The organism is Bradyrhizobium sp. Pha-3 (assembly GCF_042258615.1).
Classification (GTDB): domain Bacteria; phylum Pseudomonadota; class Alphaproteobacteria; order Rhizobiales; family Xanthobacteraceae; genus Bradyrhizobium.
The window spans coordinates 2,223,780-2,238,477 of the sequence record NZ_CP170152.1 but is presented as its reverse complement, the minus strand read 5'-3'; the positions used below and the strand labels follow the sequence as shown (position 1 = coordinate 2,238,477).

The window sequence follows — 14,698 nt, the reverse complement described above, 5'->3', positions numbered from 1 at the left end:
GCGTCTCTCTCTGCCTAATTGCCGAGGCCAAGCTTCTGCGCCCGGGCTCCGTGAAAGTAAGCCTGGACCCAGGGGTGATCGGACTTGAGTACCGATGACAGCCGCCCGATTGCTGCGATCTTGCCGTCGGCAAGCGCGGCGACGCGGTCGCAGACGGCTTGCAGGCTGTTCAAGTCGTGCGTCACCATGAACACGGTGAAACGCAACGTCCGGTGCAACGTCCGGATCAAGGTATCGAATTCGCCCGCAGCGATGGGATCGAGCCCGGACGTTGGCTCATCGAGAAACAGGAGCGAGGGGTCGAGCGCCAGTGCCCGCGCGAGCGCAACCCGCTTGGTCATGCCGCCCGAGAGCTCGGACGGATACTTGTCCCCGTCTTCGCGCGAAAGCCCGACCATCTCGAGCTTCGCGTCCGCAATTTCGTCCAGCAGCCCTGGCGACAGCCGCGCGCGCTCGCGCAGCGGAAACTGGATGTTCTGGCGAGCCGTCAAGGCCGAGAACAGCGCGCCCTGCTGGAACAGCACGCCCCAGCGACGTTCGTCATCGCCGTCGCCCGCGAAATCGATCTGCCCGCTCCGCTTCGGAAGCAGGCCGACCAATGTCCGCATCAGCACCGACTTTCCGCCGCCCGACGCGCCCACGAGGCCGAGAATTTCGCCGTCGTTCACGTCGAGATCGAGATGATCGAGGATGATCTTCTCGCCGAAGCCGACCACGAGGTCGCGGATATGGATCGCTGGCGTGTCGGCCATGGTTACATCCCGATCGAGGCGAAGAAGACCGCGAACAACCCGTCGAGTACGATCACCAGGAAGATCGATTTTACGACCGAGGCTGTCGTCTGCTGTCCCAGCGATTCCGCGCTGCCCTTGACACTCAATCCCTCCACCGCCGCGACAAGCCCAATCACGAGTGCCATGAATGGCGCTTTGATGATGCCGACGTCGAAATGAGTGATTGAAACCGCGTCGTGAAGGCGTGCGATGAAGATCGCCGGACTCATGCCGCCATAGAGCCAGGCGATGAGCCCGCCGCCATAGAGCGCCGCGAGCGAGCCGAGAAAGGCGAGGATCGGCAGCGCCACCACCAGTGCCAGGATTCGCGGCAGGATCAGGACTGCGACGGGATCGAGCCCCATGGTGCTGAGCGCATCGATCTCCTCGCGCATCTTCATCGCACCGATCTCGGCGGTATAGGCACTGCCCGAGCGTCCGGCCACCATGATGGCCACGATCAGCACGCCAATCTCGCGCAGCACGAGGATGCCGACCATGTCGACGACGTAGGATTCCGCGCCGAAGCGGCGGAAATGGAAGATCCCCTGTTGAGCAATGATGGCGCCGATCAGGAATGTGATCAGCGCCATGATCGGCACCGCTTGCCAGCCCACCCGGCCGAGTTGATAGACGGTCGACGTCAATCGGAACGATCGCGGATGCCTGAGAATGCCGAGCAGCGCTGCGCTGAAGGCGCCGAGCATATGCAGGAATGCCGCCGAATCGGACGCCAGCCGCCTGCTGCCGCGGCCGAGCTGGTCGAGCCTCTGCAGCAACGGGTTGACTGATCTGCGTTCGCCGGGGCCGGAACGGTTCAGCCCGCGCACCTCTTCCAGCAGGTCGCCATATGGACCATCGGCTCCGGTGAGCGCTGCCCTGGCCGCACCGCCGCGGGCCAGCCTTTCGAGAAGCCAAGCCCCGACGGTATCGAGCGCGGTGACGCGACGTACATCGATCGAGCCGATATCGGTACGCGCGGCGTTCGCACACAGCCGCTCCAGCGCTTCGACGTTGGCAACGTTCCAGGCCCCACATGCGGTAAGCACGCGCGGATCGTCCGCATTCGCTGTCAGGGCCGGGGCGTTGAGCAAGATTCGGACTCCAATTTGCAGTTCACCTTAGGCTGCTGGAGACGGCTGTGTTTGACCCAGCGCAACCGGCCTCGCGGTGCCCCCCGGACATGCGCTTGAGCCAAATCAACGGCTTGGCGAGCCGCGGCACTAGAATTGGATAGGTTGCCCGGCAGCCTCGGGCATGTTCAGGGAGACTTCTGATGAATCGCGCCGCCTTCACGCCTCTGCAAAACACTGCGTTGCCGCACTCGTTCAGGCAGGTTCGGCTCGAACGCGCGCGCGAGCATGATCACCCCGAAGGCACGTCCGCGATCGGCTATATCATCGTCGCCCCGCTCGACACGGCATCGCGGATCGATGTCGAAGCCTGGAAAGCCCACCGCGAGGCGTGCCGCGTCGTTCGTCAGCGCCCCGCGGAAGACGACCAGCTCGGTCACCTCGTTCATGGTCCGGGCGGCAACTGGCGCTTCCATTACGACGTGACCGGTTCGACAGCCGATGAAGCCGGCTATCATTTCGGCAATGAGCGCTTCCGGCTCGGCGAGTATGTCTCCGTCCGCGAGGCGGATGGCATGCATCCCTATCGTGTCGTTGCCGTCACGCCGCTTTGATCGCGACTGCGCCGGATCAGGATGTCGACGCCCAAGGCATCCACCGCCGGAAGAGAGAGGTCGAGGACGACATTGACGATCCTGTGATCGGTCGGCTCCGTGGCCGCGGTGAACCCGATCTCATGGCACATGCACAGCATGGTGGCGTTCTCGGCCAGTACTTCGCCGGACAGCCGCTTCAGCCCTTCCGACTTCGCATAACGGATCAGGAGCTGCATCAGCGCCCATCCAAGTCCTTTGCCCTTGAGATCAGACTGCAACAGGATAGCATACTCGGCATTCTCATAGAGCGAGTCCGAATGAAGCTGGACCGCTCCGACCATAGCACCCGTACCTGGATCCAGCGCCGCAAAGGCCATCGCACGCGCGTAGTCGAGTTGGGTCAGCCGCGCAATAAACGCGTGCGAAAAATTCTTCATCGCCTGAAAGAAGCGAAGCCTGAGATCCTCGGCGCTCACTCGCTTGAAGAAGCTCTCGACCATGGGCTCATCTTCCGGCCGCAACGGCCTTACCACCACGCGCGAGCCATCCCTTAGGGCAAGCTCGCCCTCCCACTGCGACGGGTAGGGTCGCACTGCGAGACGAGTCTGGCCGGCAAACAAGCGCGTAGGCTTGCGGATTGCCACGCGTGCATCGAGCGCCAGCACGCCGGCCTCGTCCGCCAGTAGCGGATTGATGTCGAGCTCTGCGACTTCCGGAATATCGGCCGCCATCTGCGCCAGCTTGACGAGGGTGAGGGGCACGACCTCGGCCGGGACAGCGGGCACATCGCGATAGGCAGCCAGAAGCCGCGAGACCCGTGTCCGGCTCACCAGGTCGCACGCCAGGTTCATGTCGAGCGGTGGCAGCGCCAGCGCCTTGTCGTTGATCACCTCGACCGCGGTGCCACCGCGGCCAAACACGATCACGGGACCGAAGGTCGGATCGTCGGCAATGCCGAGGAGCAATTCGCGTGCCGCCCGTCGCTCGATCATCGGCTGGATCGTCACGCCTTGCAGGACGGCATCCGGCCGCGCGGCACGAGCGCGCGACAATACTACCCTCGCTGCCTCGACGACACGTTCGCGCGTCCGCAAGCCGAGGATGACGCCGCCGACATCCGACTTGTGGCTGATGTCGCGGGAGAACACCTTGACCGCAACCGCAAGTCCCTGGGCCAGAAACGGCGCAGCCTTGTCTGCGGCATCGTCGGCGTCACGGGCGGCGACCGTCGGAACGATTGGAATATCGTACGCCTTGAACAGGGCCACGATTTCGACTGGGTCGAGCCATCCCCGCCCCTCGGACAGCGCTTTCGCGATCACGCGCCGCGCCGCCGCCGTCTCCGGCGCAAACGTCGAGGCGATACTCGGCGGAGTTGCCGCCAGCGCGATGGAGGCCTCACGATATCTCACCAAATACATGAAAGCGCGCACCGCGTCATCTTCGGTGGGAAAATGCGGGACGCGGGCAGCTTCGAAGGTTGCCGCGGTGCGCTCGTCGGCACCATCCCACGATGCAAGCACCAGCGCGGCAACGTCACTCTTCCCGGTCCGACGGTCCCGAACACATTGTGCCACCGCTTCGGCGATTCCTTCGGTCGGCGCGACCGCCGTTTCCACATTCATGACCAGCACGGCGTCGCTGTTGGCGTCCTCAAGCAGCACGCCGAGTGCAGATACGTAGCGGGCCGCATCGGCATCGCCGGAGATATCGACGGGGTTGGCGCGAGACCAGCCTTGCCGCAGAACCCGATCGAGCGCCGCAATCGTCTCCGCCGACAGGCTCGCCGGAACGCCCCCGAGCTCAACGAGCCGGTCGATCGCGAGGATGCCGAGCCCGCCGCCATTGGTCAGGATCGACAGCCGGTTGCCGCGCGGAACGAAGCCGCGGCCAAGCAACTCGGCGCAGTCGAACAATTCCCGAAGGTCGTATACGCGCAGCATGCCGGCCCTTCGGAACGCCGCATCATAGACGGCGTCCGAACCGGCCAGCGCTCCGGTATGGGTGGCTGCGGCCTTGGCACCCTGCGCCATCCGGCCCGCTTTCACGACAATCAGAGGCTTGATCCGCGCCGCGGCGCGCGCGGCCGACATGAACTTGCGCGCGTCCTTGACGGCCTCGATGTAGAGCAGGATCGCGTTGGTGTGATCGTCCTGCGCGAAATAGTCGAGCAAATCAGCGACATCGACGTCGAGCTGGTCTCCGATCGATACGACGCCGGAAAAGCCGAGCCGCCGCTCTGCCGCCCATTCGATCATCGCTGCAGCGACGGCCCCGGACTGCGAGATCAGGGCAAGACGCCCTTCGGCGGGCTGATGCGCGGCAAAGCTCGCATTGAGCTTTGCGCGCGGCACCATGACGCCGAGACAGTTCGGTCCGATCAGGCGCATACCGTGCTTGCGCGCCGTCTCCGCGACCGTCTCGGCAAGCGAGCCGGCGCCGTGCCCGAGACCGGCGGACAGGATCACCGCACCGGCGACACCGACCGCAGCAGCGTCCGCGATGATTCCGGGAATCGCGGCCGCGGGCGCCGTGATCGCAAGGAGGTCCGGAACGAATGGAAGTGACTTGAGATCCGGGAATGTAACCTCGCCGTCGATCGCAGAGTAGTTCGGATTGACCACGGCGATGCGGCCGGGAAGGCCGCACGCCTTGAGGTTCATGAGCACCGCCAGGCCGAGCGAAGATGGACGCGAACTGCCGCCGACAAGCGCGACCGTTCGAGGCGAAAGAACCCGTTCTAGACCAAACGTAGACATCGGACGGTCTCGCAGGGAACGAGCGGAGGCGCCTGCCGCTTCGTGCAGCGCGCCAGAGCCCGCATGACATCCTCGCGAGCAATGATTCCAACCAGGTGGCGATACTTGTCAATCACGGGCAGGCTCTTGAGCCGATGTGCGACCAACATCTGCAGAACACGCTGCAGATTTGTGTCCGGCTCGACCGCGATCACATCTGATGACATGATCTCATCGACCGTCGTTCCCATCCGATCGTCGTAACGTGGCAAGATGTGATCGGTCGGACAGGCGAACACCTTCAGGGCGTCGAGTTTCGTGACGAACCCGACCACGACATCGTCGCGGAGCACGGGATAGGCGTCATAGTCGTCTTCTGCGAACAACCGGTACAAGTCGCCGACGGTCATCTCGGGGGCGACACTTCGCACCGACTTCGTCATATTGCTCGCGACGGTTTCCTGGAGAAACTCGTACATGGCTGATCCCCTTGGATAGATGGCTATTTGGCGGGCACGTCGCTCGCCGACGGGCGACGCGCTCGCAAGGCGGTTACGCCGCCGTCTTGATGTCGATCTGCTTGCTCTGCCTGGGAGCCGGCTTCTTGACGGTGACCTTGAGCACGCCCTTGGCGATTTCGGCGCTGACATCCTCCGCCTTGACGCCCTCGGGCAATGCAACGGACCGCGAGAATGCGCCGAAGCTGCGCTCGATCAGGTGATAGTCCTTGTCCTGCTCCTCGCGCTCGCTCTTCTTCTCGCCCCGGATCGTGAGCATGTTGTCGGCAAGGTTGAGTTGAACGTCTTTGGTCTCGAGGCCGGGCAGCTCGGCGGAGATCTCGACGGTCTTGTCGGTCTCGCTGACGTCCATGCGCGGCATCATCGCCTGCGGCGCGGCGAACGCCGGGAAGTTGCGACCGAATCCATCGAACAGCCGGTCGATCTCCTGCTGCAGAAATGTGAAGGGGTTATTTTCCCGCCGCGCCATGGCGCGCTCGGTTCCAACGGGGATCACGTCCTTGACCATCAGGACCTCCTGTTTGGGAGTTGCTCGCTACGCAAAGCTAATCAGGAACAGCCGCCCGGCCGTTGACCAGGATCAAAACCGGGTCAATGTCATGTGATCAAAGGAAGGGCGAAGACCCTAGCGAGTTCCGTCATGCACGCCATGATCCTGCCCGCGCGCGGCGCGCGGCTGCAATATACCGAGCGGCCCGATCCGATTCCTGGCCCGGGCGAGGTGCGCGTCAAGATCAATGCGTGTGGCGTTTGCCGCACCGACCTGCATGTCGTCGACGGAGAACTGCCCGACATCGCCTATCCGATCGTTCCCGGCCATGAGGTGGTTGGCCGTATCGACGCGATCGGTGACGGCGTAGACGGTCTGCATCTCGGTGCACGCGTCGGCGTCCCCTGGCTCGGATCGACCTGCGGGCATTGTCCCTACTGCCGGGAAGGCAAGGAAAACCTCTGCGACGCTCCTCTGTTCACCGGCTATACGCGGGACGGCGGCTTTGCCACCCACCTGGTGGCAGACGCGCGCTACTGCTTTCCGCTCGGCGAAGACGGCGAGGATGCGGAGCTGGCACCCCTGCTGTGCGCCGGCCTGATCGGCTGGCGCTCCCTGGTGATGGCTGGCGACGGCCGCAAACTCGGCATCTACGGTTTTGGCGCGGCGGGACATATCGTCGCGCAAGTGGCGCGTTGGCAAGGGCGGGATGTGTACGCTTTCACCCGCGCAGGCGACACCGAGGCCCAGCACTTGGCATTATCGCTCGGCGCATGCTGGGCGGGAGCTTCAGAAGATCGGCCGCCGGCCGAGCTTGATGCCGCAATCATCTATGCCCCGGCCGGGCCGCTTGTCCCGCTTGCGCTGCGCGCGCTACGAAAGGGCGGACGCGTGGTCTGTGCCGGCATTCACATGTCGGATATCCCGAGCTTTCCCTACGACATCCTTTGGGGTGAACGGCAGATCGTCTCCGTTGCCAACCTGACGCGACAGGATGGCATCGACTTTCTCAAGACGGCGGCAAAGGCCGGAATCCGGACGCACGTCACCGTCTTTCCCTTGGATCAGGCGAATGAAGCACTTGCGAGCTTGCGGGACGGCAAGTTCGTCGGTGCAGCCGTCTTGAAGCCATGATGAAGCCGGCATCACCGACCGAGGCTGCCACAGGCGAGACTGGCCAGGCCGCCGTATTGTCGTTTTTGGCCGGCGATATCCAGCCGCATGGACCGGTGCAACGGATCGACACCCATTGTTCGATCGTCTTTCTCGAACCTTCGCGCGTCCTGAAGATCAAGCGAGCGGTCAAGCTGCCCTATCTCGACTTCTCGACATTGGAGAAGCGGCGGCGGGCTTGCGAGGATGAGATTGCGGTCAACAAGCGCCACGCCCCTTCCATCTATCGCAGGCTGGTTCCGATCACGCGTGGACGCGATGGTCTTGCGATCGGGGGGACCGGACCGGTTGTCGAATGGGCCGTCGAAATGGCTCGCTTCGACGAAAACAAGACGCTCGATCATCTTGCCCAGCAAGATGCAATCCGGCCGGAGTTCGGCGAGAGACTGGCCGCTATCCTGCTCGAATCCCACCGGACTGCAACCGGACACGAAGGATCCCCATGGCTTGCCTCGCTCCCTGTCATCATCGATCGCAATACGAAGCAGTTTTGCGCCGAGCCAGTTCTCTCCCGGGAGGAAGTCGATAGATTGCACGAACTGAGTCATCAGGCCCTCGCGCGCAACCTCGAACTGCTGCGCCGCCGCGCCGCAGCTGGGCAGGTCCGGCACTGTCACGGCGACGCACATCTCGGCAACATCGTCCTGCTCGACGGCGAGCCCATTCTGTTCGATGCGATCGAGTTCGACCCCAATATCGCGACGACCGACGTCCTCTACGACCTCGCATTCCCCGTGATGGACCTGCTGTACTTCAGACGGGAGACCGTGGCCAACAGGCTGTTCAATAGCTACATGCAGACCGCCTGGGACACGCAATCAGGTGCGTTGTGTTTGCTGCCACTGTTCCTATCAATGCGCGCAGCGATCCGGGCCAACGTGCTCTTCACCAAGGCACGGCAACACCAGCTCGATCAAGCGATCGGCGCCCAAGCTAGGCGCTATTTCGAGCTTGCACGCCGGCTCATTGAACCGGAGCCGCCCCGCCTAATTGCAGTTGGCGGGAAGTCCGGCACCGGCAAGAGCGTGCTGGCGCGCGACATGGCGCATCTGATCGCGCCGCCGCCGGGCGCGCTCGTCCTACGATCGGACGTCATTCGCAAACAAATCCACGGCGTGAGCGAGCACACAGTTTTACCCGCAACGACATATACGGCCGATGCTTCCGATCGCGTCTATCGGGCCATGCTCAAGCATGCCGCGTACACATTAGGCCAGGGAGTTTCGGTCATACTCGATGCGGCCTTCCTGAAGCCGGTGGAGCGTGATGCCGCGGAAGCGGTTGCTCGCGACGCCAAAGTCGACTTTCGCGGCATTTTCTTGACCGCCGGGCGCGCCGCACGGCTGCACCGCGTGGCATCGCGGCAAAACGACGCGTCGGACGCGACGTCCGATGTAGTCCTGATCCAGGACAACATTGAAACCGGAATGATCGATTGGGGTATCGTAGACGCTTCCGGCACGCCCGCCACCACGCTTGAACGCAGTACTTCCCGCCTGCTGGCGTCCCCGACAGAACGGGCGAGCGGTACATCGCCTAAGGGAAACTCCTGAATTGGTCGATGCCGTCAGGTCTGGCAACATTGTCCCATTGACAGGAGGAGTTCCATGAAGCGGCGATTAACCTTCATCTTTGTCGGTAGTGCGATCCTCGCGGTCGTGCTCGCTCTATTCTGCAATTGGTACTTTCCGGACGTGATACCGCTTGCCTCGACCGAGCCGGCACCCACAAGCTGGCGGCTTGACGCCGTCTTTGCCGTCTCCACCGTCAGATGGACCGCGGCATTTGTTGCTGCCGCGTCTGCAATAGCCCTGATGTTCATGAACATCACCAAGGGTTCTAATGAGCTCGAAGGACGATAGACGTTTCCATTCCGGATGTATCGACGCCATCCGCCACCTGCTTTCCGAAGGCCGGCCTGAACAGCCGGCCCTCGGCGGGCGGATCGCCCCGTGGCGATACCGTTCCGAACTGGGCCGAAACGATCTGGGCCAACCCAGCGAAGCCCTCTTCGACCTCCCCTCCGATTAGGATCCGACGCCGCGCGCCCAGTCGTTTCGAGCCCTACTGCATCACCGATCCAACGCGCACGTGAAGTGCAATAGCAAATATTATGGGCGAATGGCGCCGATACCAGCGAACCATAACGGACGCCCCAATCCCAAGGCCATCGACCGAGCTCGAGCTGTCACGTTTGTCGCCACAGGCTCCAGAGACTGCCGGCCAACACGAGCCCGATCACGAACAGGATAGCCACGAACATTTGCATGATGTCAAAGTTCAGAGAATCGCGCGCGACGAACAGCGCGGCGATGGATCCCGCAAGTATGAAGAAAACGCGAAGGATCAGACTCATGGCTTTCTCGCTGCAACCTGATGCGACCTTTTCCATCCTAGCGGCTCGCGGCGGTGAGGATTTGCGACAGATCAAGCCGGTGCGACGTTTCAATGCTGGAGGACGTACTGTCCCGGCGCATCACCGAGCGACGGTACACCCTCGGGCGCGTGAAGCGCCGACTGCGCCGGCACCCACGCACCCGAATGCGCCGTGAGGAAGCGAACCCACTCCAGCCACCAGGATCCGTCGCGATGGGCCGCCTTCCGCAGCCACTCGTCCGGGCCGACATAGGGTTGATCCGCCCTCTTCTCCAACAACTGATAGCTGTGCCCCTCCTCCGACGGTGGAGCAACGATGCCGGCGTTGTGACCGCCGCTCGCCAGCACGAAGGCGATGTCGGCATCGGCCAACAGGTGAATCTTGTGAACCGACCGCCAGGGCGCGACGTGATCGCGGACAGTGCCGACCGCGAACATGGGAACACGAAGATCGGAAAGCGCTACCGGCTGTCCGTCCACCAAATAGCGGCCCTCGGCAAGGTCGTTATTGAGAAACAGCTTGCGCAGATAGTCCGAATGCATCCGGTAGGGCATGCGCGTGGCGTCGGCATTCCATGACATCAGGTCACTCGGCGTGGCGCGCTCGCCTATGAGATAGTCACGCACCAGGCGCGACCAGATCATGTCGTTCGACCGCAGCAACTGGAACGCACCGGCCATCTGCGCCGTCTCGAGCACGCCGCGCTGCCGCATCATATCCTCGAGGAACGCGACCTGGCTTTCATTGATGAAGAGCGTCAGCTCGCCGGCGTCGGTGAAATCGACCTGGGCTGCCAAGAGCGTTACCGAGCGCAGGCAGCCGGGCCGCTCCTTCTGCAGCCGAGCTGCTGCTATTGCGAGCAGCGTCCCACCGAGGCAGTAGCCAGCGGCATGGATTGCGCGTTCAGGGGCGAGCCGATTGATCACGTCGATCGCCGCGTCGACCCCGAGCTTGCGATAGTGATCGAGGCTAAGGTCGCGATCGGCCGGGCCAGGATTTCGCCACGAGATCATGAACACGGTGAAGCCGCGCTCGACCAGGAACCGTACGAGCGAATTCTGCGGCGAGAGATCGAGGATGTAGTACTTCATGATCCACGCCGGCACGATAAGTACCGGTTCGGGGCAAACGTCGGCCGTCTCGGGTGCGTATTGGATGAGCTCGATCAGCTCATTCCGGTAGACAACCTTGCCCTTGGTCGCGGCAACGTCCTTGCCGACCACAAATGGGGCCGGTCCGGACGGCCTGGCGCTCAACAGGTCCCGGCAATCTTCCAGCCAGTTATGCCAGCCCGACACGAAGTTGCCGCCACCTGAATCCATTGCCCGCCGCAGCACCTCGGGATTGCTGAACGCAAAGTTGGACGGCGCCACGACATCGAAACATTGGCGGACGGTGAACTCCACGACCGCTGCATTTGCTTTTGTGACGCCGCGCAGGCCGCTGGTCGCCGAATGCCACCATTGCTCACCCAGCAGGAATGCCTGCGCCATGACGTTGAAGGCCGGCAATGTCCAGTCTTGGCCGGCGAACCGGTTGTCGCCCGGTTGAGGCTTGACCATGAACCAGGGCTGCCAGGCAGCATGCGGCGTCGACACCATGCGCGCGAAACGCGAGCCTTCAGCAACCGCATCCAGCGCCAGCTGAAGCCGTTTGCCGGGTGAGGCCGCCAGATGGAGTTGCCAATCGGCGAAAGCGAGCGCGAGGCTGGCCGGTGAAAGCCCCCCGGTCCATCGCGCCATTGCCGCGTGAACCAGTTGGTCGATCGATTCCGCAGCAACTAGTGCCTCGCCCTGGGGCGGCGCCGAAGCAGGCGCTCTCGCAGCCGCCACGTCGTCGTTAGCGGCAGATGTGGGTTGGTCGAGAACTGCTTGGACTGTCATCGCTCGCCTCCTTGCCCGAGCCGGATGGGCTCGGGCGCAATCAATCTTTCGGTCTGGCAACTGTTCAGACGCCGGGCCGTTGCCGCTCAGCCAAGGCGGAACCGCTTCCGACCCATCGCCACGATCTCCGCGTCGGTGGGATGATCGCTCGGCTCAACATGCAAATTGAGGTCGGGCCGCTCCGCCTTGAGATACTGCGTCAGCTCGGCCTTCTCGATACCTGGACCGATGACGAGCAAATCGCTGCAACCGCTTACGGCCTCCCCTACCCGGGCGAGAAATGTTGCATCGGCCTGCACGCGGCCATCGCCGACGGTATTCGCCTTGTGATGCAGGTGCTGCGAGGGCAAGTGAGCGTGGACGGCCGTCGCGCTTATGCCTGTCAGCCCGATGCCGAAGATCTTCGCAATAAGGTGGTCGATCCAAACGACGGCGTGTGAATGCGATTGGACAGCTATCTCGCTCATGAAGTCACTCCGGTGCTTGCTTTCTCTGCTTCTCTTAATCGGATCGCCAATGCCGCCAGTAGCTCCCGGCGACTAACGATACCGACGACGGTTCCGGCGCAGATCACCGGGATCTGGGCAACGTCGTAGATATCCATTTGCGCGACGACGTCCTCGATCGATGCCTCGACATCGACGGTGATCGGAGAAGAACTCATGAGCGAACCGACCCGCAGGGTACGCATGCGCTCGCGTTCAGGCGTATTCTCCGCAATGCCGAGCAGAGACTCCAGCCAGTTTCCCGACGGCGGGCTGATACCAAGCTCGTCGCGGTGGAGGAAATCGCCCTCGGACACCATGCCGACGAGGTCGCCGGCATCGTCGATCACCGGCAGGCCGCGCTGATCGGTTTCAAGCAGCAGCTCGACGGCGTTGAGCACCGTGGCAGTCGGCTTGATCGACGCGAATGAACTGCGCATCACATCGGTTGCGAGCATCGTCATCCCTCCTCTTCAGCACATGTATTGGCCGCCGTTGATCGACAGCGTCGACCCGGTGATGAACCCAGCTTCGTCGGCGGCAAGAAACGCAACGGCACGGGCAATTTCTTCCGGCTGTCCCAGCCGCCCGACCGGGATCTGCGGCAGAATGGAGTTCTGCATGACATCGGCCGGCACCGCGGCCTGCATCTCGGTATTGATGTAACCGGGGCAGATTGCATTGACCGTGATCCCGAACCGGGCGCTTTCAAGCGCGAGCGCGCGGGTAAAGCCGAGTTCGGCGGCCTTCGCCGCGGCATAATTCGTCTGGCCGATCTGGCCCTTCTGCCCATTGATCGAGGAGATGTTGATGATCCGCCCGAACCTGCGCGCCAGCATGCCCTCGATGAGGGGCCGGCACATGTTGAACAGCGAATCGAGATCGGTTCGGATCACCGCGTCCCATTGCGGCTTGGTCATTCGATGCAGTGTGGCGTCGCGCACGATACCGGCATTGTTGACCAGGATATCGATCGGGCCCAGCGCCGCTTCCACCTCGCGGACACCGGCCGCGCACGCCTGGAAGTTCGCGACATCCCACCGGAATACGGGAATTCCGGTTTGATCCTGAAACGACAATGCGGCTCCTGCGTTTCCGGGATAGCAGGCCGCAACCCGACATCCGGCAGCAGCGAGGGCGCGCGAAATCGCCGCGCCAATTCCCCTGCTCCCCCCCGTAACCAATGCGACGCGCGCCATGCCGGCTCCTCCAAGCTGCGCGCAACATTTGCGCGAAGTACACGCGCAATGAATTGATCTCGCTCAATCAGAATCCACGAACGCGCATGAGGCAGATCAAATTGGGCCGCCTCGACCCGTGCTCAGATGGCACTTGCTCGTCCACCCCTTTTGGAGAACGGCCCATGTTCAAGAACATCCTGGTCCACATTCCGACCGAGCTGTCGCCGCGTCCCGCGGTCGACGGATCGATTTCACTCGCGCGCGGCATCGGCGCGCATCTCGATGCAATGGCGATCGGCTACGAGACCGCCAGCGTACCGTTCGTCGTTGAAGGGAGCGTGGCGGTTGCCTCGCTGTTCGAGATTGAACATGCACGGGCGCTCGAACGCGCGGAGGCGGCGCTGCGCGTCTTCGATATCGAGGCACGGAATGCAGGGATATCCTACACGGCCCGCGCCGTGGGTGCGCTCCCCATCGATGCTCGCGAGATCATCTGCGCGAGCGCGCGACTGCATGACCTGACCGTGGTGGTGCAGCCGCTGGGCGAATACGACAGCTACGACAACGTGATCCCGCGGGAGCTATTATTCCAGGCTGGCGGTCCCGTCCTGTTCATGCCCTACACGTTCCACGGCGCATTTTCGGCGAAGCGAATCGGGATCTGCTGGGACGGCAGCCGGCTTGCTGCCCGCGCCCTTCGCGATGCAATGCCGCTGCTGCGCGCAGCCGATACTCTCGCCGTGATCACCATCGACGGCTCTGATCCAATTCCCGCGGAAAGCTCCACCAATCATCTGGTGCGCTATCTTGCGAAGGAAGGGCTTCCGGCCAAGATCACGTCGTTGCCGGCGTCAAAGTCGGAAGTTCAGTCGATCCTGCTGTCGATCGCGGCGGATGAGAGCCTCGACCTTCTGGTGATGGGCGGATACGGCCACTCCCGCCTGCAGGAAACGCTGCTCGGCGGTGTGACGCGCGACATGCTGCGTGCGATGACCGTCCCGGTCCTGATGTCCCACTAAGCGCGAGCCTTCTCGTGAAACATCCTGCCAGGACATTTCAGCATCATGTCGCTCCCGGCCTCGCCATCATCGGCGCAATCTGCGCCGCGCTGACTCCGGCCGCCGCCGACCAGGAACAAGGCCGTCGCCTTGCGCAGCTCTACTGCGCCCGCTGCCATTCAATCGACCGGGTAAGCCCGAGTCCGCTGAAGATCGCACCACCGTTCCGTACATTGCACGAACGCTATCCGGTCGAGATGCTGCAGGAAGCGCTGGCGGAAGGGATCGTCACCGGCCATCCGACGATGCCCCAGTTCAGCTTCGAGCCGGACCAGGTGGGCGACTTCATGCTGTTCTTGAAATCTCTGGAGCGCGGCCCGGCAGACCGTTGAGCCAGGTCAACTTGCGGGGCA

At 63.0% G+C, this 14,698-nt stretch carries 16 protein-coding genes; 6 read left to right on the top strand and 10 right to left on the bottom strand.

Annotated features, from left to right (window positions below):
- Nucleotides 1–14: 14 nt before the first annotated feature.
- Both ACE10Z_RS10470 and ACE10Z_RS10465 read right to left on the bottom strand, forming a co-directional pair.
- Nucleotides 15–752 (bottom strand): ABC transporter ATP-binding protein, encoded by a 738-nt coding sequence (locus tag ACE10Z_RS10470; protein ID WP_375787849.1) that lies wholly within the window; start codon nt 750–752, stop codon nt 15–17.
- Between the two features lie 2 nt (nt 753–754).
- Nucleotides 755–1,867 carry an MlaE family ABC transporter permease gene (locus ACE10Z_RS10465; protein ID WP_375787848.1) on the bottom strand — a complete coding sequence of 371 codons (1,113 nt, stop codon included), beginning with the start codon at nt 1,865–1,867 and terminating at the stop codon, nt 755–757.
- Between the two features lie 182 nt (nt 1,868–2,049).
- Here ACE10Z_RS10465 and ACE10Z_RS10460 point away from each other — a divergent pair, with 182 nt between their 5' ends.
- Nucleotides 2,050–2,460, top strand: a complete 411-nt coding sequence (locus tag ACE10Z_RS10460) for a hypothetical protein (protein WP_375787847.1) — start codon at nt 2,050–2,052, stop codon at nt 2,458–2,460.
- Here ACE10Z_RS10460 and ACE10Z_RS10455 read toward each other — a convergent pair.
- The 3 genes from ACE10Z_RS10455 to ACE10Z_RS10445 all read right to left on the bottom strand — a co-directional run bounded on the left by ACE10Z_RS10455 (nt 2,430) and on the right by ACE10Z_RS10445 (nt 6,206).
- Nucleotides 2,430–5,201, bottom strand: a complete 2,772-nt coding sequence (locus tag ACE10Z_RS10455) for a bifunctional acetate--CoA ligase family protein/GNAT family N-acetyltransferase (RefSeq protein ID WP_375787846.1) — start codon at nt 5,199–5,201, stop codon at nt 2,430–2,432. The genes ACE10Z_RS10460 and ACE10Z_RS10455 overlap by 31 nt on opposite strands.
- Complete coding sequence (locus tag ACE10Z_RS10450; protein ID WP_375787845.1) at nt 5,183–5,659, bottom strand: HPP family protein; 477 nt, start codon at nt 5,657–5,659, stop codon at nt 5,183–5,185. The genes ACE10Z_RS10455 and ACE10Z_RS10450 overlap by 19 nt, the downstream gene beginning before the upstream one ends.
- Nucleotides 5,660–5,732: 73 nt before the next feature.
- Complete coding sequence (locus ACE10Z_RS10445) at nt 5,733–6,206, bottom strand: Hsp20/alpha crystallin family protein (RefSeq protein ID WP_298365133.1); 474 nt, start codon at nt 6,204–6,206, stop codon at nt 5,733–5,735.
- 132 nt (nt 6,207–6,338) lie between these two features.
- Between ACE10Z_RS10445 and ACE10Z_RS10440 the strand changes: the two genes are divergently transcribed.
- Genes ACE10Z_RS10440 through ACE10Z_RS10430 form a run of 3 tightly spaced genes read left to right on the top strand, consistent with a single transcriptional unit; the run spans nt 6,339 to nt 9,223 of the window.
- Nucleotides 6,339–7,322: a zinc-dependent alcohol dehydrogenase family protein gene (locus ACE10Z_RS10440; RefSeq protein WP_375787844.1), complete on the top strand. Its 984-nt coding sequence runs from the start codon at nt 6,339–6,341 to the stop codon at nt 7,320–7,322.
- Nucleotides 7,322–8,914, top strand: coding sequence for an AAA family ATPase (locus ACE10Z_RS10435; RefSeq protein ID WP_375787843.1), 1,593 nt, complete (start codon nt 7,322–7,324; stop codon nt 8,912–8,914). Before ACE10Z_RS10440 ends, ACE10Z_RS10435 begins: the two co-directional genes overlap by 1 nt.
- A gap of 54 nt (nt 8,915–8,968) precedes the next feature.
- Complete coding sequence (locus ACE10Z_RS10430) at nt 8,969–9,223, top strand: hypothetical protein (RefSeq protein WP_375787842.1); 255 nt, start codon at nt 8,969–8,971, stop codon at nt 9,221–9,223.
- Nucleotides 9,224–9,549: 326 nt separating this feature from the next.
- On the opposite strand, the gene ACE10Z_RS10425 is transcribed toward ACE10Z_RS10430, so the two are convergent.
- The 5 genes from ACE10Z_RS10425 to phbB all read right to left on the bottom strand — a co-directional run bounded on the left by ACE10Z_RS10425 (nt 9,550) and on the right by phbB (nt 13,305).
- Entirely contained in the window at nt 9,550–9,753 is a 204-nt protein-coding gene (locus tag ACE10Z_RS10425) for a hypothetical protein (RefSeq protein WP_375787841.1), read from the bottom strand.
- A 53-nt stretch (nt 9,754–9,806) separates the two neighbouring features.
- A complete protein-coding gene (locus ACE10Z_RS10420; RefSeq protein WP_375787840.1) occupies nt 9,807–11,621 on the bottom strand; it encodes a PHA/PHB synthase family protein in 1,815 nt (604 codons plus the stop codon).
- An 86-nt stretch (nt 11,622–11,707) separates the two neighbouring features.
- Nucleotides 11,708–12,088 (bottom strand): hypothetical protein, encoded by a 381-nt coding sequence (locus ACE10Z_RS10415; protein ID WP_298365146.1) that lies wholly within the window; start codon nt 12,086–12,088, stop codon nt 11,708–11,710.
- The gene (locus ACE10Z_RS10410) at nt 12,085–12,570 is read right to left on the bottom strand and encodes a CBS domain-containing protein (protein WP_375787839.1); all 486 of its coding nucleotides are present in this window, start codon (nt 12,568–12,570) and stop codon (nt 12,085–12,087) included. The genes ACE10Z_RS10415 and ACE10Z_RS10410 overlap by 4 nt, the downstream gene beginning before the upstream one ends.
- 9 nt (nt 12,571–12,579) lie before the next feature.
- Nucleotides 12,580–13,305, bottom strand: coding sequence for an acetoacetyl-CoA reductase (gene phbB, locus ACE10Z_RS10405; protein ID WP_375787838.1), 726 nt, complete (start codon nt 13,303–13,305; stop codon nt 12,580–12,582).
- A 164-nt stretch (nt 13,306–13,469) separates the two neighbouring features.
- On the opposite strand from phbB, the gene ACE10Z_RS10400 reads away from it, so the two are divergent.
- Nucleotides 13,470–14,306 (top strand): universal stress protein, encoded by an 837-nt coding sequence (locus ACE10Z_RS10400; RefSeq protein ID WP_375787837.1) that lies wholly within the window; start codon nt 13,470–13,472, stop codon nt 14,304–14,306.
- Between the two features lie 77 nt (nt 14,307–14,383).
- The gene (locus tag ACE10Z_RS10395; RefSeq protein ID WP_375789799.1) at nt 14,384–14,677 is read left to right on the top strand and encodes a c-type cytochrome; all 294 of its coding nucleotides are present in this window, start codon (nt 14,384–14,386) and stop codon (nt 14,675–14,677) included.
- Nucleotides 14,678–14,698 lie beyond the last annotated feature (21 nt).